Annotated in this window: 14 protein-coding genes and 2 pseudogenes; 13 read left to right on the top strand and 3 right to left on the bottom strand. The window is 72.9% G+C overall.

The window, feature by feature from the left end; translation table 11 throughout:
- Positions 1–15: 15 nt before the first annotated feature.
- The 3 genes and pseudogenes from PSD17_RS10795 to PSD17_RS35350 form a co-directional block, all read right to left on the bottom strand.
- Positions 16–882: a hypothetical protein gene (locus tag PSD17_RS10795; RefSeq protein WP_339122628.1), complete on the bottom strand. Its 867-nt coding sequence runs from the start codon at positions 880–882 to the stop codon at positions 16–18.
- Between the two features lie 192 nt (positions 883–1074).
- A pseudogene (locus PSD17_RS10790) lies at positions 1075–1581 on the bottom strand (oxidoreductase); the annotation flags it as partial.
- Positions 1582–1657: 76 nt separating this feature from the next.
- Positions 1658–2122 (bottom strand): annotated as a pseudogene (locus PSD17_RS35350) (oxidoreductase); the annotation flags it as partial.
- Between the two features lie 84 nt (positions 2123–2206).
- Here PSD17_RS35350 and PSD17_RS10785 point away from each other — a divergent pair.
- The 13 genes from PSD17_RS10785 to PSD17_RS10725 all read left to right on the top strand — a co-directional run bounded on the left by PSD17_RS10785 (position 2207) and on the right by PSD17_RS10725 (position 14546).
- Positions 2207–3115 (top strand): IclR family transcriptional regulator, encoded by a 909-nt coding sequence (locus PSD17_RS10785; RefSeq protein WP_445261005.1) that lies wholly within the window; start codon positions 2207–2209, stop codon positions 3113–3115.
- Positions 3116–3357: 242 nt separating this feature from the next.
- On the top strand, positions 3358–5379 hold the full coding sequence (locus PSD17_RS10780) for an oxidoreductase (protein WP_339122545.1): 2022 nt from the start codon (positions 3358–3360) through the stop codon (positions 5377–5379).
- Positions 5380–5507: 128 nt separating this feature from the next.
- On the top strand, positions 5508–6590 hold the full coding sequence (locus PSD17_RS10775) for a class I SAM-dependent methyltransferase (RefSeq protein WP_013676265.1): 1083 nt from the start codon (positions 5508–5510) through the stop codon (positions 6588–6590).
- Positions 6590–6901, top strand: coding sequence for a hypothetical protein (locus tag PSD17_RS10770; protein ID WP_103379809.1), 312 nt, complete (start codon positions 6590–6592; stop codon positions 6899–6901). The genes PSD17_RS10775 and PSD17_RS10770 overlap by 1 nt, the downstream gene beginning before the upstream one ends.
- Positions 6901–7314 carry a hypothetical protein gene (locus PSD17_RS10765; RefSeq protein WP_013676267.1) on the top strand — a complete coding sequence of 138 codons (414 nt, stop codon included), beginning with the start codon at positions 6901–6903 and terminating at the stop codon, positions 7312–7314. Before PSD17_RS10770 ends, PSD17_RS10765 begins: the two co-directional genes overlap by 1 nt.
- Positions 7311–8438 carry an ABC transporter substrate-binding protein gene (locus tag PSD17_RS10760; RefSeq protein ID WP_103379810.1) on the top strand — a complete coding sequence of 376 codons (1128 nt, stop codon included), beginning with the start codon at positions 7311–7313 and terminating at the stop codon, positions 8436–8438. Before PSD17_RS10765 ends, PSD17_RS10760 begins: the two co-directional genes overlap by 4 nt.
- A gap of 47 nt (positions 8439–8485) precedes the next feature.
- The gene (locus PSD17_RS10755; RefSeq protein ID WP_013676269.1) at positions 8486–9316 is read left to right on the top strand and encodes an ABC transporter ATP-binding protein; all 831 of its coding nucleotides are present in this window, start codon (positions 8486–8488) and stop codon (positions 9314–9316) included.
- A 30-nt stretch (positions 9317–9346) separates the two neighbouring features.
- Positions 9347–10213, top strand: coding sequence for an ABC transporter permease (locus PSD17_RS10750; RefSeq protein WP_013676270.1), 867 nt, complete (start codon positions 9347–9349; stop codon positions 10211–10213).
- Positions 10210–10959, top strand: coding sequence for an SDR family NAD(P)-dependent oxidoreductase (locus PSD17_RS10745; RefSeq protein ID WP_339122544.1), 750 nt, complete (start codon positions 10210–10212; stop codon positions 10957–10959). Before PSD17_RS10750 ends, PSD17_RS10745 begins: the two co-directional genes overlap by 4 nt.
- 44 nt (positions 10960–11003) lie before the next feature.
- The gene (locus PSD17_RS10740) at positions 11004–12422 is read left to right on the top strand and encodes a M20/M25/M40 family metallo-hydrolase (protein ID WP_013676272.1); all 1419 of its coding nucleotides are present in this window, start codon (positions 11004–11006) and stop codon (positions 12420–12422) included.
- Between the two features lie 5 nt (positions 12423–12427).
- Positions 12428–13249 carry an alpha/beta fold hydrolase gene (locus PSD17_RS10735; RefSeq protein WP_339122627.1) on the top strand — a complete coding sequence of 274 codons (822 nt, stop codon included), beginning with the start codon at positions 12428–12430 and terminating at the stop codon, positions 13247–13249.
- On the top strand, positions 13246–13686 hold the full coding sequence (locus PSD17_RS10730) for an Ohr family peroxiredoxin (RefSeq protein ID WP_013676274.1): 441 nt from the start codon (positions 13246–13248) through the stop codon (positions 13684–13686). The genes PSD17_RS10735 and PSD17_RS10730 overlap by 4 nt, the downstream gene beginning before the upstream one ends.
- Entirely contained in the window at positions 13683–14546 is an 864-nt protein-coding gene (locus PSD17_RS10725; RefSeq protein WP_013676275.1) for an IclR family transcriptional regulator, read from the top strand. The genes PSD17_RS10730 and PSD17_RS10725 overlap by 4 nt, the downstream gene beginning before the upstream one ends.
- Positions 14547–14564: the final 18 nt, after the last annotated feature.

Raw genomic sequence — 14564 nt, 5'->3', positions numbered from 1 at the left:
CTGGTCCGACGTGTGCTACACGCCGATCGGCGAGCGTCGGTGGGTGTGCAGTGGCAGCGCGTCGAGGCCCCGCTGGGCCGTCGAGCGGGCCACGGGGTCGTCGCGGTGTCGGATGTCGGCGAGGATGCGCAGCGCGCCGAGCCTCCCCGAGTAGACGGCCCATCCCGCGTCGCGCGGCGCGTAGGCGTCGCCGACGACACGATGGGGAACCGGCAGCCGACGTGGCGCAGCCGGGGTCGCGACGCCGGCGTCCCACAGCGCGTCCACGTCCGCGACGGCGGTCTCGGCGTCCGGCAGGCTCGTCCGCAGGGTCAGCACGCGGTCGCGCCACCCCGAGACGGTCGTCATCAGGTGGACGTGCAGCAGGTCGGACGCGCGCAGTCCGGCGAGCAGGCCGAGTCGGGAGTAGATCGTCACGCCCGGCGCCAGGCTCTGCAGCGGCGTCACGTAGTGCGTCTCGACGCCATGGTGCACGAGGTGTGCGACGACGCCCCACGCCTCCCAGCCGCCGCGGTCGTCGTGGACGGCGGCCCGCCGGACACCGGCGGGATCCGGCACGCCGGAGCCGAAGCAGCGCACCGGGTCGCGGTCGTCGCTCCATCGCGGCCCGACGATGGCGCCCGTCGCGAGCACGATCCCGTCCCACGGCTCGGCCGTGCGGAGGCCGGCGTCGAACGCGACGCCCGGGCGGAGCTCGACGCCGCGCTCCCGGCACGTCCGCTCCTGGTCCTCGACCAGCCGGGCCCAACCGGACCGGCCGTGCAGGGCACGGGCCGTCCGGAGCGCACCGCCGAGTGCGGGCTCACGTTCGACGAGTGTGACGTCCGCCCACCGCGTGGCCGTGAGCGCCGCCTCCATCCCGGCCGGGCCGCCGCCGACCACCAGGAGCCGGGGACGTCCGCCGGTCACGACCCGGTCGGCTGCGGCGTAGGCCTCGCGCCAGGCCTCCTCGAGGCCGACCTCGGGGTTCACGACGCAACTGATGGGCAGGCCGCCGGACGAGCGGCCTATGCAGAGCTGGTTGCAGGAGGTGCACCTGCGGACTACCTCGCCGCCGCGGTGCTTGCGGATGAGGCCGGGGTCGGCGATGTGCGCGCGCGTCATGGCCGTCGCGTCGGCGCATCCCGCGGCCAGGACGTCCTCGGCGACGTCGAGGGAGTCGATCCGGCAGGCGAGCAGCGTCGCGACGTCGTCGGGCAGCCGGTCGCGCACCGCCTTCCCGAGATGCGCGAAGGGCGCCGGGCCGTGCGACATGTCGGCCATCTGTGTCGACAGGGACGGGCCGCCGACGTAGGCGGAGTGGCTGACGTCGACGAAGTCCAGCCGGTACCTCGCCGCCCACTGCGCGGCGCACTGCGACATGACGTCCACGCCCAGGCCGCCGTCGACGAACTCCTCGGCACTGATCCGCACGCCGAACGCCATGTGGGCGGGGACCAGGCCCCGGGTCCGGGTGAGGACCCGCTCGACGAGCCGCGCCCGGTTCGCGGGTGTGCCGCCGTACTCGTCGTCGCGTCCGTTGCTGATGGGCGAGAGGAACTGCTGCAGCAGGTGCCCGTGACCCAGATGGATCTCGACCCCGTCGAAGGTGCCCCGCGGCCGCGGCGCGGAGCACGCCGCCTGCGAAGCAGTCGACCAGCTCGTCGATCTCGTCGGTCGTCATCGCGTGGGGTACGGCCGCGCCCCGGCTCCAGGGGATCGGGCTCGGTCCCCAGGACGGCGTCCGCGTGTAGTCGTCGGCGGCCTCCCGTCCCGAGTGGAGGATCTGGGCGAAGATCGCCGCGCCCTCGCCCTGGACGGCGGCGGTCAGCCGGCGCAGTGGCGCGACGGCGTCGTCGGACCAGACGGACAGGGCCTCGGGTCGTTTCAGGGTCGTGGGGTGGACGCGCAGCCCCTCGGTGACGACGAGCCCGACGCCGCCCGCGGCACGCTCTCGGTGGTAGGCGACGAGCCGGTCGGAGACCTCGTGCCGCTCGCCGAGGTTCGTCGTGTGGGCCGAAACGAAGATCCGGTTCCGCAAGGTCACGGGACCGAGCGTCAACGGCCGGAACACCCGCTCCGGCGGCGGCGCGTCATTCCTGTCGGTCACGACGTCCACCCCCTGTTCCGCCAGGAGGAACATCTGTCGTTGTCTTCCCGGCGCAGCGATGAGAACATCTACCAGTATCGAAGGCAAGACGTCGTCGGTGGCGCGGTACCTGGTGCGATGACGTCGCCCTGGCGGTTCGTCTGTTGTTCCTCTGAGCGGAATGAGGTGCAGGTGCCCGAGGCGACCGGCGGCACGAGCTCGAGCGAGCGCGTCGCCGACATCCTCCTGCTCTTCTCCGACGGGCCGCGGACGATCGGAGTCACCCGGGCGGCGCGCGAGCTCGGTCTGTCCAAGGCGGTCGTCCACCGCATCCTGCAGTCCCTCACCGGCCGCGGCCTGGTCGCCTACGACGCCGCGAGCCGCGAGTACGGGCTCGGCCCCGCCGCGGCGTCCCTCGGCAGCCGGGCGTTGCGGGACTCGGACCTGCGCGCGGTCGCACTGCCCCATCTCGTCGACCTCCGGGACCGCCTGCACGAGACGGCGACCGTGAGCGCGAAGGTGCCGGGCGGCCGGCTCTTCCTCGACCAGGTGGTCGGGGCGCACGAGATCACGATGTCGGTCGAGGTCGGTCGCCGGCTCCCGCTGCACGCCGGCGCGGTCGGCAAGTGCATCCTCGCGTTCTCGACCCCGGACGAGATCGACCTCGCCCTGTCCCGCGACCTGCGCGCGGTGACGCAGGCGACGGTCGTCGACCCGGACCGGCTGCGCGCCGAGCTCGCCCGCATCCGCGCGGACGGCCACGCGGCGTCGGTGGGCGAACGCGAGGCCGGCGCCGCCTCGGTCGCCGCACCCGTCCTCGGCCGGGCCGACGTGGCCGTCGGCGCGGTCTCGGTGTGCGGCCCCCGCTTCCGCCTCACCGACGAGCGGATCGCCGCCGTCGCACCCGACGTGGTCGCCGCGGCGGCCCTGGTGACCGATGCGCTCGCCGGGCGGGCCACCCCCGGTGGTCCGCGCCGACCGGCGGGCCCCGACTCCGCGACGGGGCGTTCACCCTTCGACCGGGACGGGCAGTCGCTCACCTTCTGACGACGCTCGGGGTCCGTATCACCCCGATCGACCGTTCCGATCCCGATGCCGGTCGAGCGCCCGCACACGCAGGAGCGCCCCAACCCTGCGGGCCCGCACATGGCTCCCGTCGTCATTCCAGTTGAAATCGATTCAGTACCCCGAAACACGACCATAACGAACTGGCCGTTGACTCTGACGGAACGCCCCTCTACGTTCCTCTCATCGGAATGCCGTACGGCTCACCGGAACAGGGAGAACGAGTGGACGCGGTCAAGGCGGTGCTCTCGCCCGTGACGATCGGTGGCGTCCCGCTGCGCAACCGCGTGGTCGTCCCCGGGCACACCACCAACTTCGGGCACGCGAACCTGCCCACCCGCCGCCACGTCGACTACCACCGCGAGCGGGCGCGCGGCGGAGTCGGGCTGATCGTCACCGAGGCGGTGCGCGTGCACCCGACGAGCGCGGGGCGCCACATCAGCCTCGGCAGCTTCGACGACTCGTCGATCCCCGCCTTCGCCGAGGTCGCCCAGGCCGTCCAGGCCGAGGGCGCGAAGATCTTCGCGCAGATCATGCACGCGGGCCGGCAGGCCAACGGCGACGCGACGCGCACCGTCGCCTGGTCGGCCTCACCACTGCGCTGGACCTCCGGCGCCCAGGTGCCGCGGGCGATGGGCCGCCGCGACCTCGACACCGTCGTCGACGCCTTCGGCGCCGCCGCCACCCGGATGACCCGAGCCGGGCTCGACGGCCTCGAGGTCCACCTCGGCCACGGCCATCTGCTGCAGCAGTTCCTCTCCCCCGTCACCAACCAGCGCGACGACGAGTACGGCGGCTCGCTGGGCAACCGGATGCGGCTGAGCCGCCGGGTCCTCGAGACCGTCCGGAGCGCGACCGACCTGCCCGTCGGCATCCGGATCAGCGCCGACGAGTTCCTGCCCGGCGGCCTCGACGTCGCCCAGATGATCGAGATCGTGGGGCTGCTGCGCGAGGAGTTCCCGCTCGCCTACGTGCACGTCAGCCACTCCGCCTACCACGGGAGCTGGTCGCTCTCGACGCAGATGGCGGACATGAGCTTCGGGCACGCGCCGTTCCGGCACCACGCCGCCGCGTTCCGGCGCGCACTGCCGGGCCTGCCCGTCATCGCGGTGTGCCGGCTGGACACGCTGCCCGAGGCGGCCGAGCTGGTCGCCGACGGCGACGCCGACCTCGTCGCGCTCGCCCGGCCGCACATCGCCGACCCGCACCTGGTCCGCAAGGTCGCGGAGGGTCGCCCGGACGAGGTCCGCAACTGCCTGGCGTGCAACCAGGGCTGCATCGCGCGCGTCGAGCAGAGCCTGCCGATCTCGTGCGTCGTCAATCCCGAGGTCGGTGCCGAGGGCGAGTGGGCGGCACACCGGGAGCGCGCCGCGACCGCGCCGGCACGGCGGGTGCTCGTCGTCGGCGGCGGGCCCGCGGGCCTGGAGGCGGCGCTGTCCGCCCGCCGGGCCGGCCACACCGTCCGGCTCGTCGAGGCCGCCGACCGGCTCGGCGGGCAGCTGCGCACCGCGGCGCGGGTCGGGGGCCGCGAGCGGCTCGTGCTGCTGGTCGACGACCTCGAGCGCGCCGTGCGCGACGCGGGCACCGAGGTCGTCACCGGTCACCGGGTCACCCCGGCCGAGGTGCTCGACGGCGGCTGGGACGACGTCGTCGTCGCGACCGGGTCGCGCCCTGCGCGCCGTGAGCTGCCGGGAGGTCCGCGCGTCGTCGACACCTGGACCGCGGTCGAGCTCGTCGAGGCCGAGGAGGCGCCGACCGGCGCGGTCCTCGTGCTCGACGACGACGGCGGCTGGCCCGCCGCCTCGCTCGCCGAGCGCTTCGCCCGCCGCGGCGCCGAGGTCCATCTCGTCTCGCCGTCGGCGCCGCTGAGCCCGAAGATCACGACCTACTCGAAGCTGGCGCTGGTCCCGCGGCTGTCCGACCTCGGGGTGCACGTCCACCTGATGTGCACGCCGGAGGCGGCGGGTCCGGACGCGGTCGACCTCGTCGAGGTCGTCGGCGGGACCCGCGCCCGCGTGGAGGGCGTCACGCTCGTCGTCGACGCCGGGTCCGGCTCGGCCGACGACGAGCTGCACCGCGCGCTGGACGCGCTCGTCGGCAACGGGCCGGGTCCGCGCCTGCACCTCGCCGGGGACGCCAACTCCCCGCGGACCGCGCTCGAGGCCGTCTACGAGGGCAGGCTCGCCGGCGCGGTGCACACCACCGTGCACGACCCGGCACCGTTCCTGCTCGCGCTGACCCGCTGAACCCGCACGCGAACCGATCGACATCTGCATACCGAACCGCCGCGCCGGCACCCGCCGGCCCGGATGATCCGCCGGCCCCGCCGGCACGACGATCTGCCGGCACCGCCGGCCGAACCCGGAGGTCATTCGTGCTCGACATCGAGGAACGGTTGACGCTCGACGAGCGCTCTTCCGTGGACTTCGTGCTCAGCCTGCGCAAACGCTGGTCGGACACGATCTATCCCGCCCTCGTGGAGGAGTTCGTCGCGACCGGCGCCGACCCGGCGACCGCCGGCGACGCCGACACCGCGCTGCACGATCTGCCGCTGTATCCGTGGTTCAGCCACCTCGAACGGGTACAGCAGAAGATGCTGTGGAAAATCGCGGGCGACGCCGTCATCGCACGGCGCGAGGAGCTGCTCGGCCAGCTCGAGCAGGCCCCCGCGGGACCCGAGGGCAGCCTCCGGCTCGACCCCGACCTCGTCCTGCCGGACTGGTACACCGACTACGACATCCACGTCCAGCCGGGCGGCGTCTTCTCCGACGACCTGTCGGCCTACGTCTACGAATTCGGCGCGCGCATCGTCATGCTGCGCGACAACGACGGCTACAAGTTCCACCAGCTCTTCGTTACCACCGCGCTGCCCGAGCTCCCCGAGGCGACCCGCGTCGTCGACCTCGGCTGCGGGTTCGGGAAGAGCACCCGGCCGCTGAAGCTGCGCTACCCGACGGCCGAGGTCATCGGCATCGACCTCGCCGCTCCGAACCTGCGGCTCGCCCACGCCGAGAGTGCCGACGCCGGCATCGAGGTCAGCTACCGGCAGGCCGACGCCCGCAGCACCGGCCTGGACGCCGACAGCTGCGACGTCGTCACCGGGACGATGCTGCTGCACGAGATGCCCGCGAGCGTCATCGAGGAGACGATCGCCGAGGCCGCACGCATCGTGAAGCCGGGTGGGACCGTCGCGTTCCTCGAGTTCCAGCCCACCGGCGAGGCCCTGCGCGACGTCACCGTCGTCGAGCACGCCGAGCGCAACAACGAGCCGTTCTTCCACGACCTGTTCGGCAGCGACCTGGTCGCCCTCTGCGCGAGGTACGGCCTCACCGACGCCCGCTGGACGCCGTTCGACGAGCGCCTGGAGGGTATGCGCCCGCAGGGCTGGGGCCACCGTCCCGAGTGGCACTTCCCGTGGGCCGTGCTGACCGCGACCCGCCCCGCCGAGGAGAACTGATGGCAGACGAGTTCGACTACCTGGGCGACCGCCGGATCTCCAAGCTGCTGGACCTGGTCCTGCAGCTGGCCACGGAGGTCCACGTCGGACGCCAGCGCACCCGCGCGCTGGAGCAGCTGCTCGTGCGCTCCGGCACCCTGACCGCCGGCGAGCTGGACGGCTTCCGCGCCACCGCCGACGAGGCCGCCACGCTCGACCGCGAGCGTGACGCCTACACCCGCCGGCTCGTCCGGATCATCACCGAGTCCGGACCGGCCGAGCACCCGCTGCGCGAGCAGTGGGAGGACGCCCTCGCCACGAAGGCCGGCTGATGCCGGCCGTGACCGCCGTCGAGCGGGTCGACACGTACCTGACGCTGTGCGAGCAGCGCCGTCTCGACGAGGCGGCCGCCCACCTCGCACCCGGCGCCCGGCTCGTCTTCCCCGGCGGGGTGGTGTTCACCGACCTGCCGTCGATGGTGGCCGCGGCGAAGGGTCGTTACCTGCAGGTGGGCAAGCCCGAACGGCGCTACCTCGCCGGTTCGGACGGCTCGGGGGCCACCACCGTCACCTGCCTGGGCACCTTGTCCGGGCGGTGGCTCGACGGCACGTCCTTCTCCGGGATCCGTTTCGTCGACGTGTTCGTGTTCGACGGCGACCGCATCGCCGAGCAGCACGTGTTCAACGACCTCTCGATCGCCGCGACGGCCGCGGCGACCCCCCTCCACCTGGAGTCCACCTCATGAAGACCGGACGAAAGCTGCTCGGCGCGCTCGCCGCCGGCAGCATCCTGCTGCTGTCCGCCTGTGGCAGCGGCGGCGACAGTGGCAGCAGCAACAGCAGCGGCAGCGGCGGCGGCGAGCCCACCAAGCTCACGATGGCCATCGCGTCGGCCGTCATCGGACCCAAGGAGGAGGTGGCCGTCTACGCCGTCGCGCAGAAGATGGGCTACTTCTCCGAGGAGGGCCTGACCGTCGACACGATCAACGCCGACGGCTCCGTCGCCGCCGTGCAGGCCGTCGCCTCCGGCAGCGGCAGCATCACCGCCTCCGACACGGGCTCGCTGCTCGCCGCCGCGCAGAAGAACGTCCCGATCACGACCATCGGCGGTCTCGTCCAGAACTGGCCGTGGGTCATCGCGACCAAGACCGACTCGCCCGTCAAGAGCGGCGCCGACCTCAAGGGCAAGAAGATCGGCGTGATCAGCCTGGCCTCGGGCTCGGCGCCCTACGCCCGGGCGTACGTCAAGGCCGCCGGCCTCGACCCGCAGACCGACGTCGAGCTCGTCCCGGTGGGTGTCGGCGCGCAGGCCGCGGCGGCGCTCAACGGCGGCCAGGTCGACGCCCTCGCGCTCTACACCCAGGCCTACACCGTCATCGAGCTGGCGGGCACGAAGCTCGCCTACCTCGACAACCCGGACGTCTTCCAGGGCATCCGCTCGCTGAGCTGGGCCGTCGCGTCGAAGAACTTCAAGGACAGCCCCGAGACCTACGGCAAGTTCCTGCGTGCGGCGTACAAGGCGATGCTGTTCTCCGCCTCGAACCCCGAGGCCGCCATGCGCATCGGCTACCAGGTGTTCCCGCAGATCCTCGGCGGCGCCGACCCGTCGACGCGGCTGGCCAACGACACCGAGACGCTGAAGACCTGGATCAAGACCGCCACCCCGGCCACCGGCGAGCCGTCCTCGTGGAAGGACTGGGGCGCGATCAGCGACGCCGAGTGGGCGAAGACCCAGGACTACACCCAGCAGGCCGGCCAGATCACCGGGCCGGTCGAGCTCGACAAGATCTGGGACCCCTCGCAGCTGCAGACCGCCAACCAGTTCGACTCCGCCGCGGTCATCAAGCAGGCCGCCGACTACCAGCCCTGACCGACGCACACATCCGACGGGCCGATCCCCGACATGGAGGACACGCCGTGAGCCTGCGCGCACCCGGCCGGCAGACCAGCCCGGCCACCGCGGCCGAGACCGACACCGACGCGTGGATCCGCGTGGCGGGTCTCGACAAGACGTACAAGGCACGCCGTTCCGAACCGACCGTTGCACTCCAGGGAATCGACCTGTCGGTGCGCCGCGGGGAGTTCGTCTCGGTGGTCGGCCCGTCGGGCTGTGGCAAGACGACCATGCTCAAGATCCTCGCCGGCCTCGTCTCCCGCACCGCGGGGGACGTGCAGATCGCCGGCAACGACGTGAACGGGCCGCTCCCCGAGATCGGGATGGTCTTCCAGGCGGCGACCCTGCTGCCGTGGCGGACCGTGCGGCAGAACGTCCTGGTCCCGGTCGAGGTCCAGGGCCTGGACAAGGAGAAGTACGGCGCGCGGGCCGACGAGCTGCTGGAGATGGTGGGGCTCGGCGAGTTCGCCGACAGCTACCCCTACGAGCTCTCCGGCGGCATGCAGCAGCGCGCCGGCATCTGCCGGGCGCTGGTGCACGACCCCGCGGTGCTGCTCATGGACGAGCCGTTCGGCGCGCTCGACGCCATGACCCGCGAGTACATGAACGTCGAGCTCCTGCGGATCTGGCAGCAGAGCGGCAAGACCGTCGTGCTGGTCACCCACTCCATCCCGGAGGCGGTGTTCCTGTCCGACCGGGTCGTCGTGCTCAGCGCGCGCCCCGGCCGGATCGCCGAGATCGTCGACGTCGAGCTCGACCGGCCGCGTGACCTCTCGGTCATGGCCAGCGACCGGGCCGGTGTGTACGTCGAGCGGATCCGCCGCCACTTCAACGCGACCAGCGTCATCGACTGAGCCCGGCGCGGCTTGGAAAGGAGGGACCACATGACCACCGCGACCCCTGCCGGGAGCACCGTCTCCGACCCGCCGGGCCAGTCCCCGAAGGGGAGCGCCGCCGTGGAGCGCAAGTCCCGGTTCGACGTCCGGGAGCGGCCCGAGCTGCTGCTCGTGCCTGCCGTGTTCGTCGTCCTGATCCTCGTGTGGCAGTTCCTCATCCCGCTGTTCGTCGACGACTACGTGCTCCCGGTGCCCTCGAGCATCGTGGACTCGTTGATCCAGCAGCTCACCGACCCGCTGTTCTGGGGGCACCTGGAGGTGACGCTGCGCGAGTCGCTGATCGGCTTCCTCATCGGCGTCGGCTCGGCGATCCTCCTCGGCACCGCGATCTCGCAGGTCAGGCTCGTCGAGAAGACGTTGATGCCCTACGTCGTCGCGTTCCAGACGGTGCCGAAGGTGGCACTCGCCCCACTGTTCGTCGTGTGGTTCGGCTTCGGCCTGACCAGCAAGATCGTCATGGCCGCGGTGATCTCGTTCTTCCCGATGCTGATCAACGTGATCGAGGGGCTGCGGGCCGCCGACGCCGACCGGATCCAGATGCTGACCGTGTTCGGCGCCAGCAAGCTGCAGATCTTCCGGATGGTGCGGCTGCCCAGCGCGATGCCGTTCATCTTCGCCGGTCTCGACATCGGCATCGTGTTCGCGATCCTCGGCGCCGTCGTCGGCGAGTTCATCGGCGCCAAGGAGGGCCTGGGCTACCTCCTCCTGCAGACCAACTACAACTTCGACATCGCGGGCATGTTCGCCGTGCTCGTCGTGCTCTCGGTGCTGGGCCTGCTCGCCCATTTCCTGATCCGGTTCGCCCAGCGCAAGATCGCGTTCTGGGCCGAGGAGAGCCGGGTGATCGCCGCATGACCAGGCAGGACCCGAACTCGTTCGCGGGGCGCGTCGCGCTCGTCACCGGCGCGGCCCGCGGCATCGGGCAGACGATCGCCGAGACGCTCGCCGAGCGCGGCGCGACCGTCGCGAGCGCCGACGTGCTCCCCGCCGGGGAGTGGACCAACACGCTCGGCGAGCCGCACTCGCGGCACACCCTCGACGTGCGGTCGCAGGAGTCGGCCGACGCGGTCGTCGCCGAGGTCCTCGCGCGGCACGGCCGGCTCGACCACGTCGTCAACGGCGCGGGCATCGTGCGTCGCGGCCCGGCGGCGACGATGACGGCCGAGTCCGTCACCGAGGTCCTCGACGTCAACCTGACCGGCACGTTCCGCGTCTGCCGGGCCGCCCGCGCGGCGCTGGCGGAGACGTCCGGCTCGATCGTCAACATCGGCTCGACCAACGGCCACGTCGCCGTGCTGAACACCTTGGGCTACTGCGTCAGCAAGGCCGGTGTCATGCACATGGCCCGGGTGCTCGCACTGGAGTGGGCGCCCGACGGCATCCGCGTCAACGCCGTCGGACCGACGATCGTGCCGACCGACATGACCGCCGACCTCCGGGTCGACGACGCCTACATGACCGAGAAGATGGCCACGATCCCGTTGGGCCGCATGGCCGGAACCCAGGACGTGGCCGACACGGTGGCCTATCTGCTCAGCCCCGCGGCGGGCATGGTCACCGGCCAGACGATCTTCGTCGACGGCGGCGTGACCATCCACTGACCACCACCCCGCCCTTCCCCGACACCCCTTTCCCGGAGGACCCCGTGGGCGACGCGCCCGGAAGCACCCAGCTGAGCACGGCCCCCGCACCGACCCGTGCCGACATCGACGCCGCGCTCGCCGCCGTCGACGCGCACTTCGACGAGTTCGTCGCCGAGCTGCAGGAGCTGTGCCGGTTCCGCAGCCGCCGCCAGGAGCCCGAGCAGATGAAGGCGACCGCCGAGTGGCTCGCGGAGTCCGCGCGACGCCACGGCGCGACGGCCGACGTCATCCCGTGGGAGCACTCGCACCCGTACGTGCTCGCCGAGGTGCCCGGCGGGCCCAAGCGGCTGCTGCACTTCACCCACTACGACGTCGAGGTGGAGCCCGCGGGTGACGACTCCGAGTGGGTGAGCGGGCCCTACGAGGCGGCGATCCGCGACGGCGCGCTCTACGCCCGTGGCGTCGCCGACGACAAGGGCGTCATCATGTCCCGGCTGCACGCCGTCGCCGCGTGGCGGCTCGCGGGCCTCACCCCGCCGGTGACCAGCGTGTTCATCATGGAGGGCAAGCAGATGCTGCACTCCCCCGGACTCGGCTCGTTCACCGCCGCGCACGCCGAGCGGGTCGCGTCCGACGCGGCGCTGTGGGAGAACTCGTGGCGCGACAGCACGGGCCGCCCGCTGCTCAAGCTCGCCGAGAAGGGCGTGCTCTACCTGCGCCTCAAGGTCCGCACCCTGCCCCGCGACCTGACGAGCCAGAACACGGCGCTGCTCGCGTCGGCCACGACCCGGCTCGTCGGCGCGCTCGCCGGGATGGTCTCCCCGGACGGCACCGTCGGGGTCCCCGGCTTCGCCGACGGCGCCCGGCCGCCGACCGAGGACGAGCTCGCGCTGCTGGCCGACGTCGAGTTCGACGGTGACTTCCTGCGCCGCCGCGCCGAGGTCGACGGGTTCATCGGTGGTGTCGACGACCGGGAGGCGGCCGTCGCGATCCGCACCCGGCCGACGATGACGATCGCGAGCCTCACCGGCGGCGACGACCGCGACGACGTCACCCTCGGCATCCCCGCCGAGGCGTCGGCCAAGGTCGAGATCCGGCTCGTCGCCGGGCAGGACCCCCAGCAGGTACTCGACGCGATCCGCGCCCACCTGGACCGGACCGGCTTCGCCGACGTCGAGATCGACGTCATGGCCACCAGCCGGCCCAGCCTGACCGACCACCGCGACCCGTTCGTCGCGCTCGTCGCCGACGCCGCCCGGCGCACCTACGGCGCCGAGCCGGTCATCGAGCCCTACACGCAGTGGATCGGCAACCAGGGCGTGCTCGCCGACCGGCCGATCGTCGGCGTCGGCGTGTCGCGCGCCGACTCCGGCGTCGACGGCCCGAACGAGCAGATCCTGCTCGAGGACTACCGGGCCGGGATCAAGCACGTCATCGAGATCATGGCCGCGATGGCTGCGAGCACGGAGGAGCCGGCGTGAGGAGCATGGGGGGCCGCGCCGCCCGCGGGTACGTCGACCTGCCGTGGGGTCAGGTGCACTACCGCCACGGCGGCGACCCGGACGCGCCGACGGTGCTGGTGCTGCACCAGTCGCCGCTGTCGTCGGCCACGTACGAGGCCGTCGTCGAGCCGCTGGCCCGGCGCGGGCTGCGCGTCGTCGCGCCCGACACACCCGGCTTCGGCATGTCCGACCCGACGCCGACGACGTGGTCGATCCCGGAGTACGCCGAGGCGGCCTGGGCGTTCGCCGACGCCGTCGGCCTCGGCCGGGTGCACCTGCTCGGCCAGCACACCGGCGCCGTGATCGCCGCGGAGGCGGCGTTCCAGCAGCCCGAGCGGGTCGACGGCGTCGTGCTGCAGGGTCTGCCGCTCTACGACGACGCCGAGCGCGTCGAGAAGAAGACGGTCTACGCCCCGCCCTACGAGCCGGCCGAGGACGGCAGCCACCTGCGGGTCATCCGCGACCGTGTGAAGGGCCTCTACCCGCGGCTGGGCGTCGCGGAGACCGACCGGCAGGTCATCGAGTACCTGCAGACCGGCCCCGACTACGCGACGGCCTACCGCGCCGTGTTCGACCACGTCGTCGACACCGACCGGCTCGACACCTTCCCGGTCCTGCTGCTGCACGGCGCCGACGACCTCGTCGACCGGATGACGTCCCGGGTCACCGCGGCGCTGCCGCACGCGCGGCTCGTCACGATCCCGGGCGGGACCGACTTCGTCGCCGACGAGCAGCCCGAGGCGTTCGCCGACGAGCTCGCCCGCTACGTCCTGCGCGAGCCCGCGCACGCCGGCGGTGCCCGATGAGCGCGGGGACCGGCCCGGGGACCGCGCTCCACACCGCGGAGGTCGCCGCGACCGGCGGCCGCGACGGGCACGCCCGCTCGACGTCGGGCTCGCTGGACCTCGACCTGGCCCGGCCCGCCACCCGTGGGACCGGCAAGGGCACCGACCCGGAGGAGCTGTTCGCCGCCGGGTACGCGGCCTGCTTCCTGAGCTCGCTGCACGGCGCCGCCCGCGCCGCCCGCGTCGCCGTCGGCGACCCGACCGTGACCGCCGCCGTCTCCCTGCACGCGGGCGACGACGGCCGGTACTCGATCAGCGCCGCGCTCACCGTCGACGCACCCGACTGCCCGCAGGCCACACTCGACGAGCTGGTCGAGCGGGCCCACCAGGTCTGCCCGTACTCCAACGCGCTGCGGTCCGGTGCCCCGGTCACGCTCGACGCCAGGGGGCGGCCGTGACCGGCACCGACAGGGGGGACATGCACGTGCTGCCGACGGGTCTCGACGTCACCGAATCCGATGCCGCGGTGCCGGACACCGCGTCGCGCTCGGGCCTGGCCCGGGCGCTCGGCGTGATCGGCACGCTCGCCGAGCGGGCGCCCGAGGCGATGGGGGTCTCGGCGATCGCGCGCGAGCTGGGGCTGTCCAAGACGGTCGCGCACCGCATCCTCAAGGAGCTCGCGTCGCTGGAGTTCCTCGCGTTCGACGAGGTGACCAAGCGCTACCGGCTGGGTACGGGCGCGCTGCAGGTCGGGATGGCCGCGCTGCGCGGTCTCGACGTGCCGCGGGTGGCCCGTCCGCACCTGCAGCGGCTGGTCCAGGAGACCGGCGAGACGGCCACGCTGTCGGCCCGCCAGGGCGCGGCGCGCGTCTACATCGACCAGGTGCTGTCGCCGCACGAGATCCGGATGTCGGTCGCGCTGGGCACCGCCCACGCGCTGCACGCGGGCTCGTCGTCGAAGGCGATCCTCGCGGCGCTCTCGGACACCGAGGTCGAGGAGTACCTGGAGTCGCACGCGCTCGCCGCCGTCACCGACCACACGATCACCTCCGCGGAGCGGCTGCGCGCCGAGCTCGCGTCGATCCGCGAGCGCGGCTACGCGGGCAGCCGCGGCGAGCGCCAGCACGGCGCGGGCAGCGTCGCCGCAGCGGTGCTGCTCGCCGACGGCGGCGTGTTCGGCGCGGTGTCGCTGTGCGGGCCGGTCGACCGGTTCGGTGCCGACGTGCAGGCCGAGTACGGCGCCCGCGTCGTCGCGGCCGCGCACAAGATCAGCCTCGAGCTCGGGTGGCAGCCCGACGGGGTGGTGGATGCCCTATGACCGAGAACCCTGTGCACG

Origin of the sequence: Pseudonocardia sp. D17 (assembly GCF_036984265.1) — a bacterium.
GTDB lineage: Bacteria > Actinomycetota > Actinomycetes > Mycobacteriales > Pseudonocardiaceae > Pseudonocardia > Pseudonocardia benzenivorans.
This window is presented reverse-complemented; position numbering and strand designations above follow the sequence as displayed.

Coding starts and splice junctions, on each gene's coding strand:
- PSD17_RS10765 (WP_013676267.1), top strand. CDS start 6,901: ATGCCGGCCGTGACCGCCGTCGAGCGGGTCGACACGTACCTGACGCTG.
- PSD17_RS10750 (WP_013676270.1), top strand. CDS start 9,347: ATGACCACCGCGACCCCTGCCGGGAGCACCGTCTCCGACCCGCCGGGC.
- PSD17_RS10745 (WP_339122544.1), top strand. CDS start 10,210: ATGACCAGGCAGGACCCGAACTCGTTCGCGGGGCGCGTCGCGCTCGTC.
- PSD17_RS10730 (WP_013676274.1), top strand. CDS start 13,246: ATGAGCGCGGGGACCGGCCCGGGGACCGCGCTCCACACCGCGGAGGTC.
- PSD17_RS10735 (WP_339122627.1), top strand. CDS start 12,428: ATGGGGGGCCGCGCCGCCCGCGGGTACGTCGACCTGCCGTGGGGTCAG.
- PSD17_RS10760 (WP_103379810.1), top strand. CDS start 7,311: ATGAAGACCGGACGAAAGCTGCTCGGCGCGCTCGCCGCCGGCAGCATC.
- PSD17_RS10785 (WP_445261005.1), top strand. CDS start 2,207: ATGACGTCGCCCTGGCGGTTCGTCTGTTGTTCCTCTGAGCGGAATGAG.
- PSD17_RS10770 (WP_103379809.1), top strand. CDS start 6,590: ATGGCAGACGAGTTCGACTACCTGGGCGACCGCCGGATCTCCAAGCTG.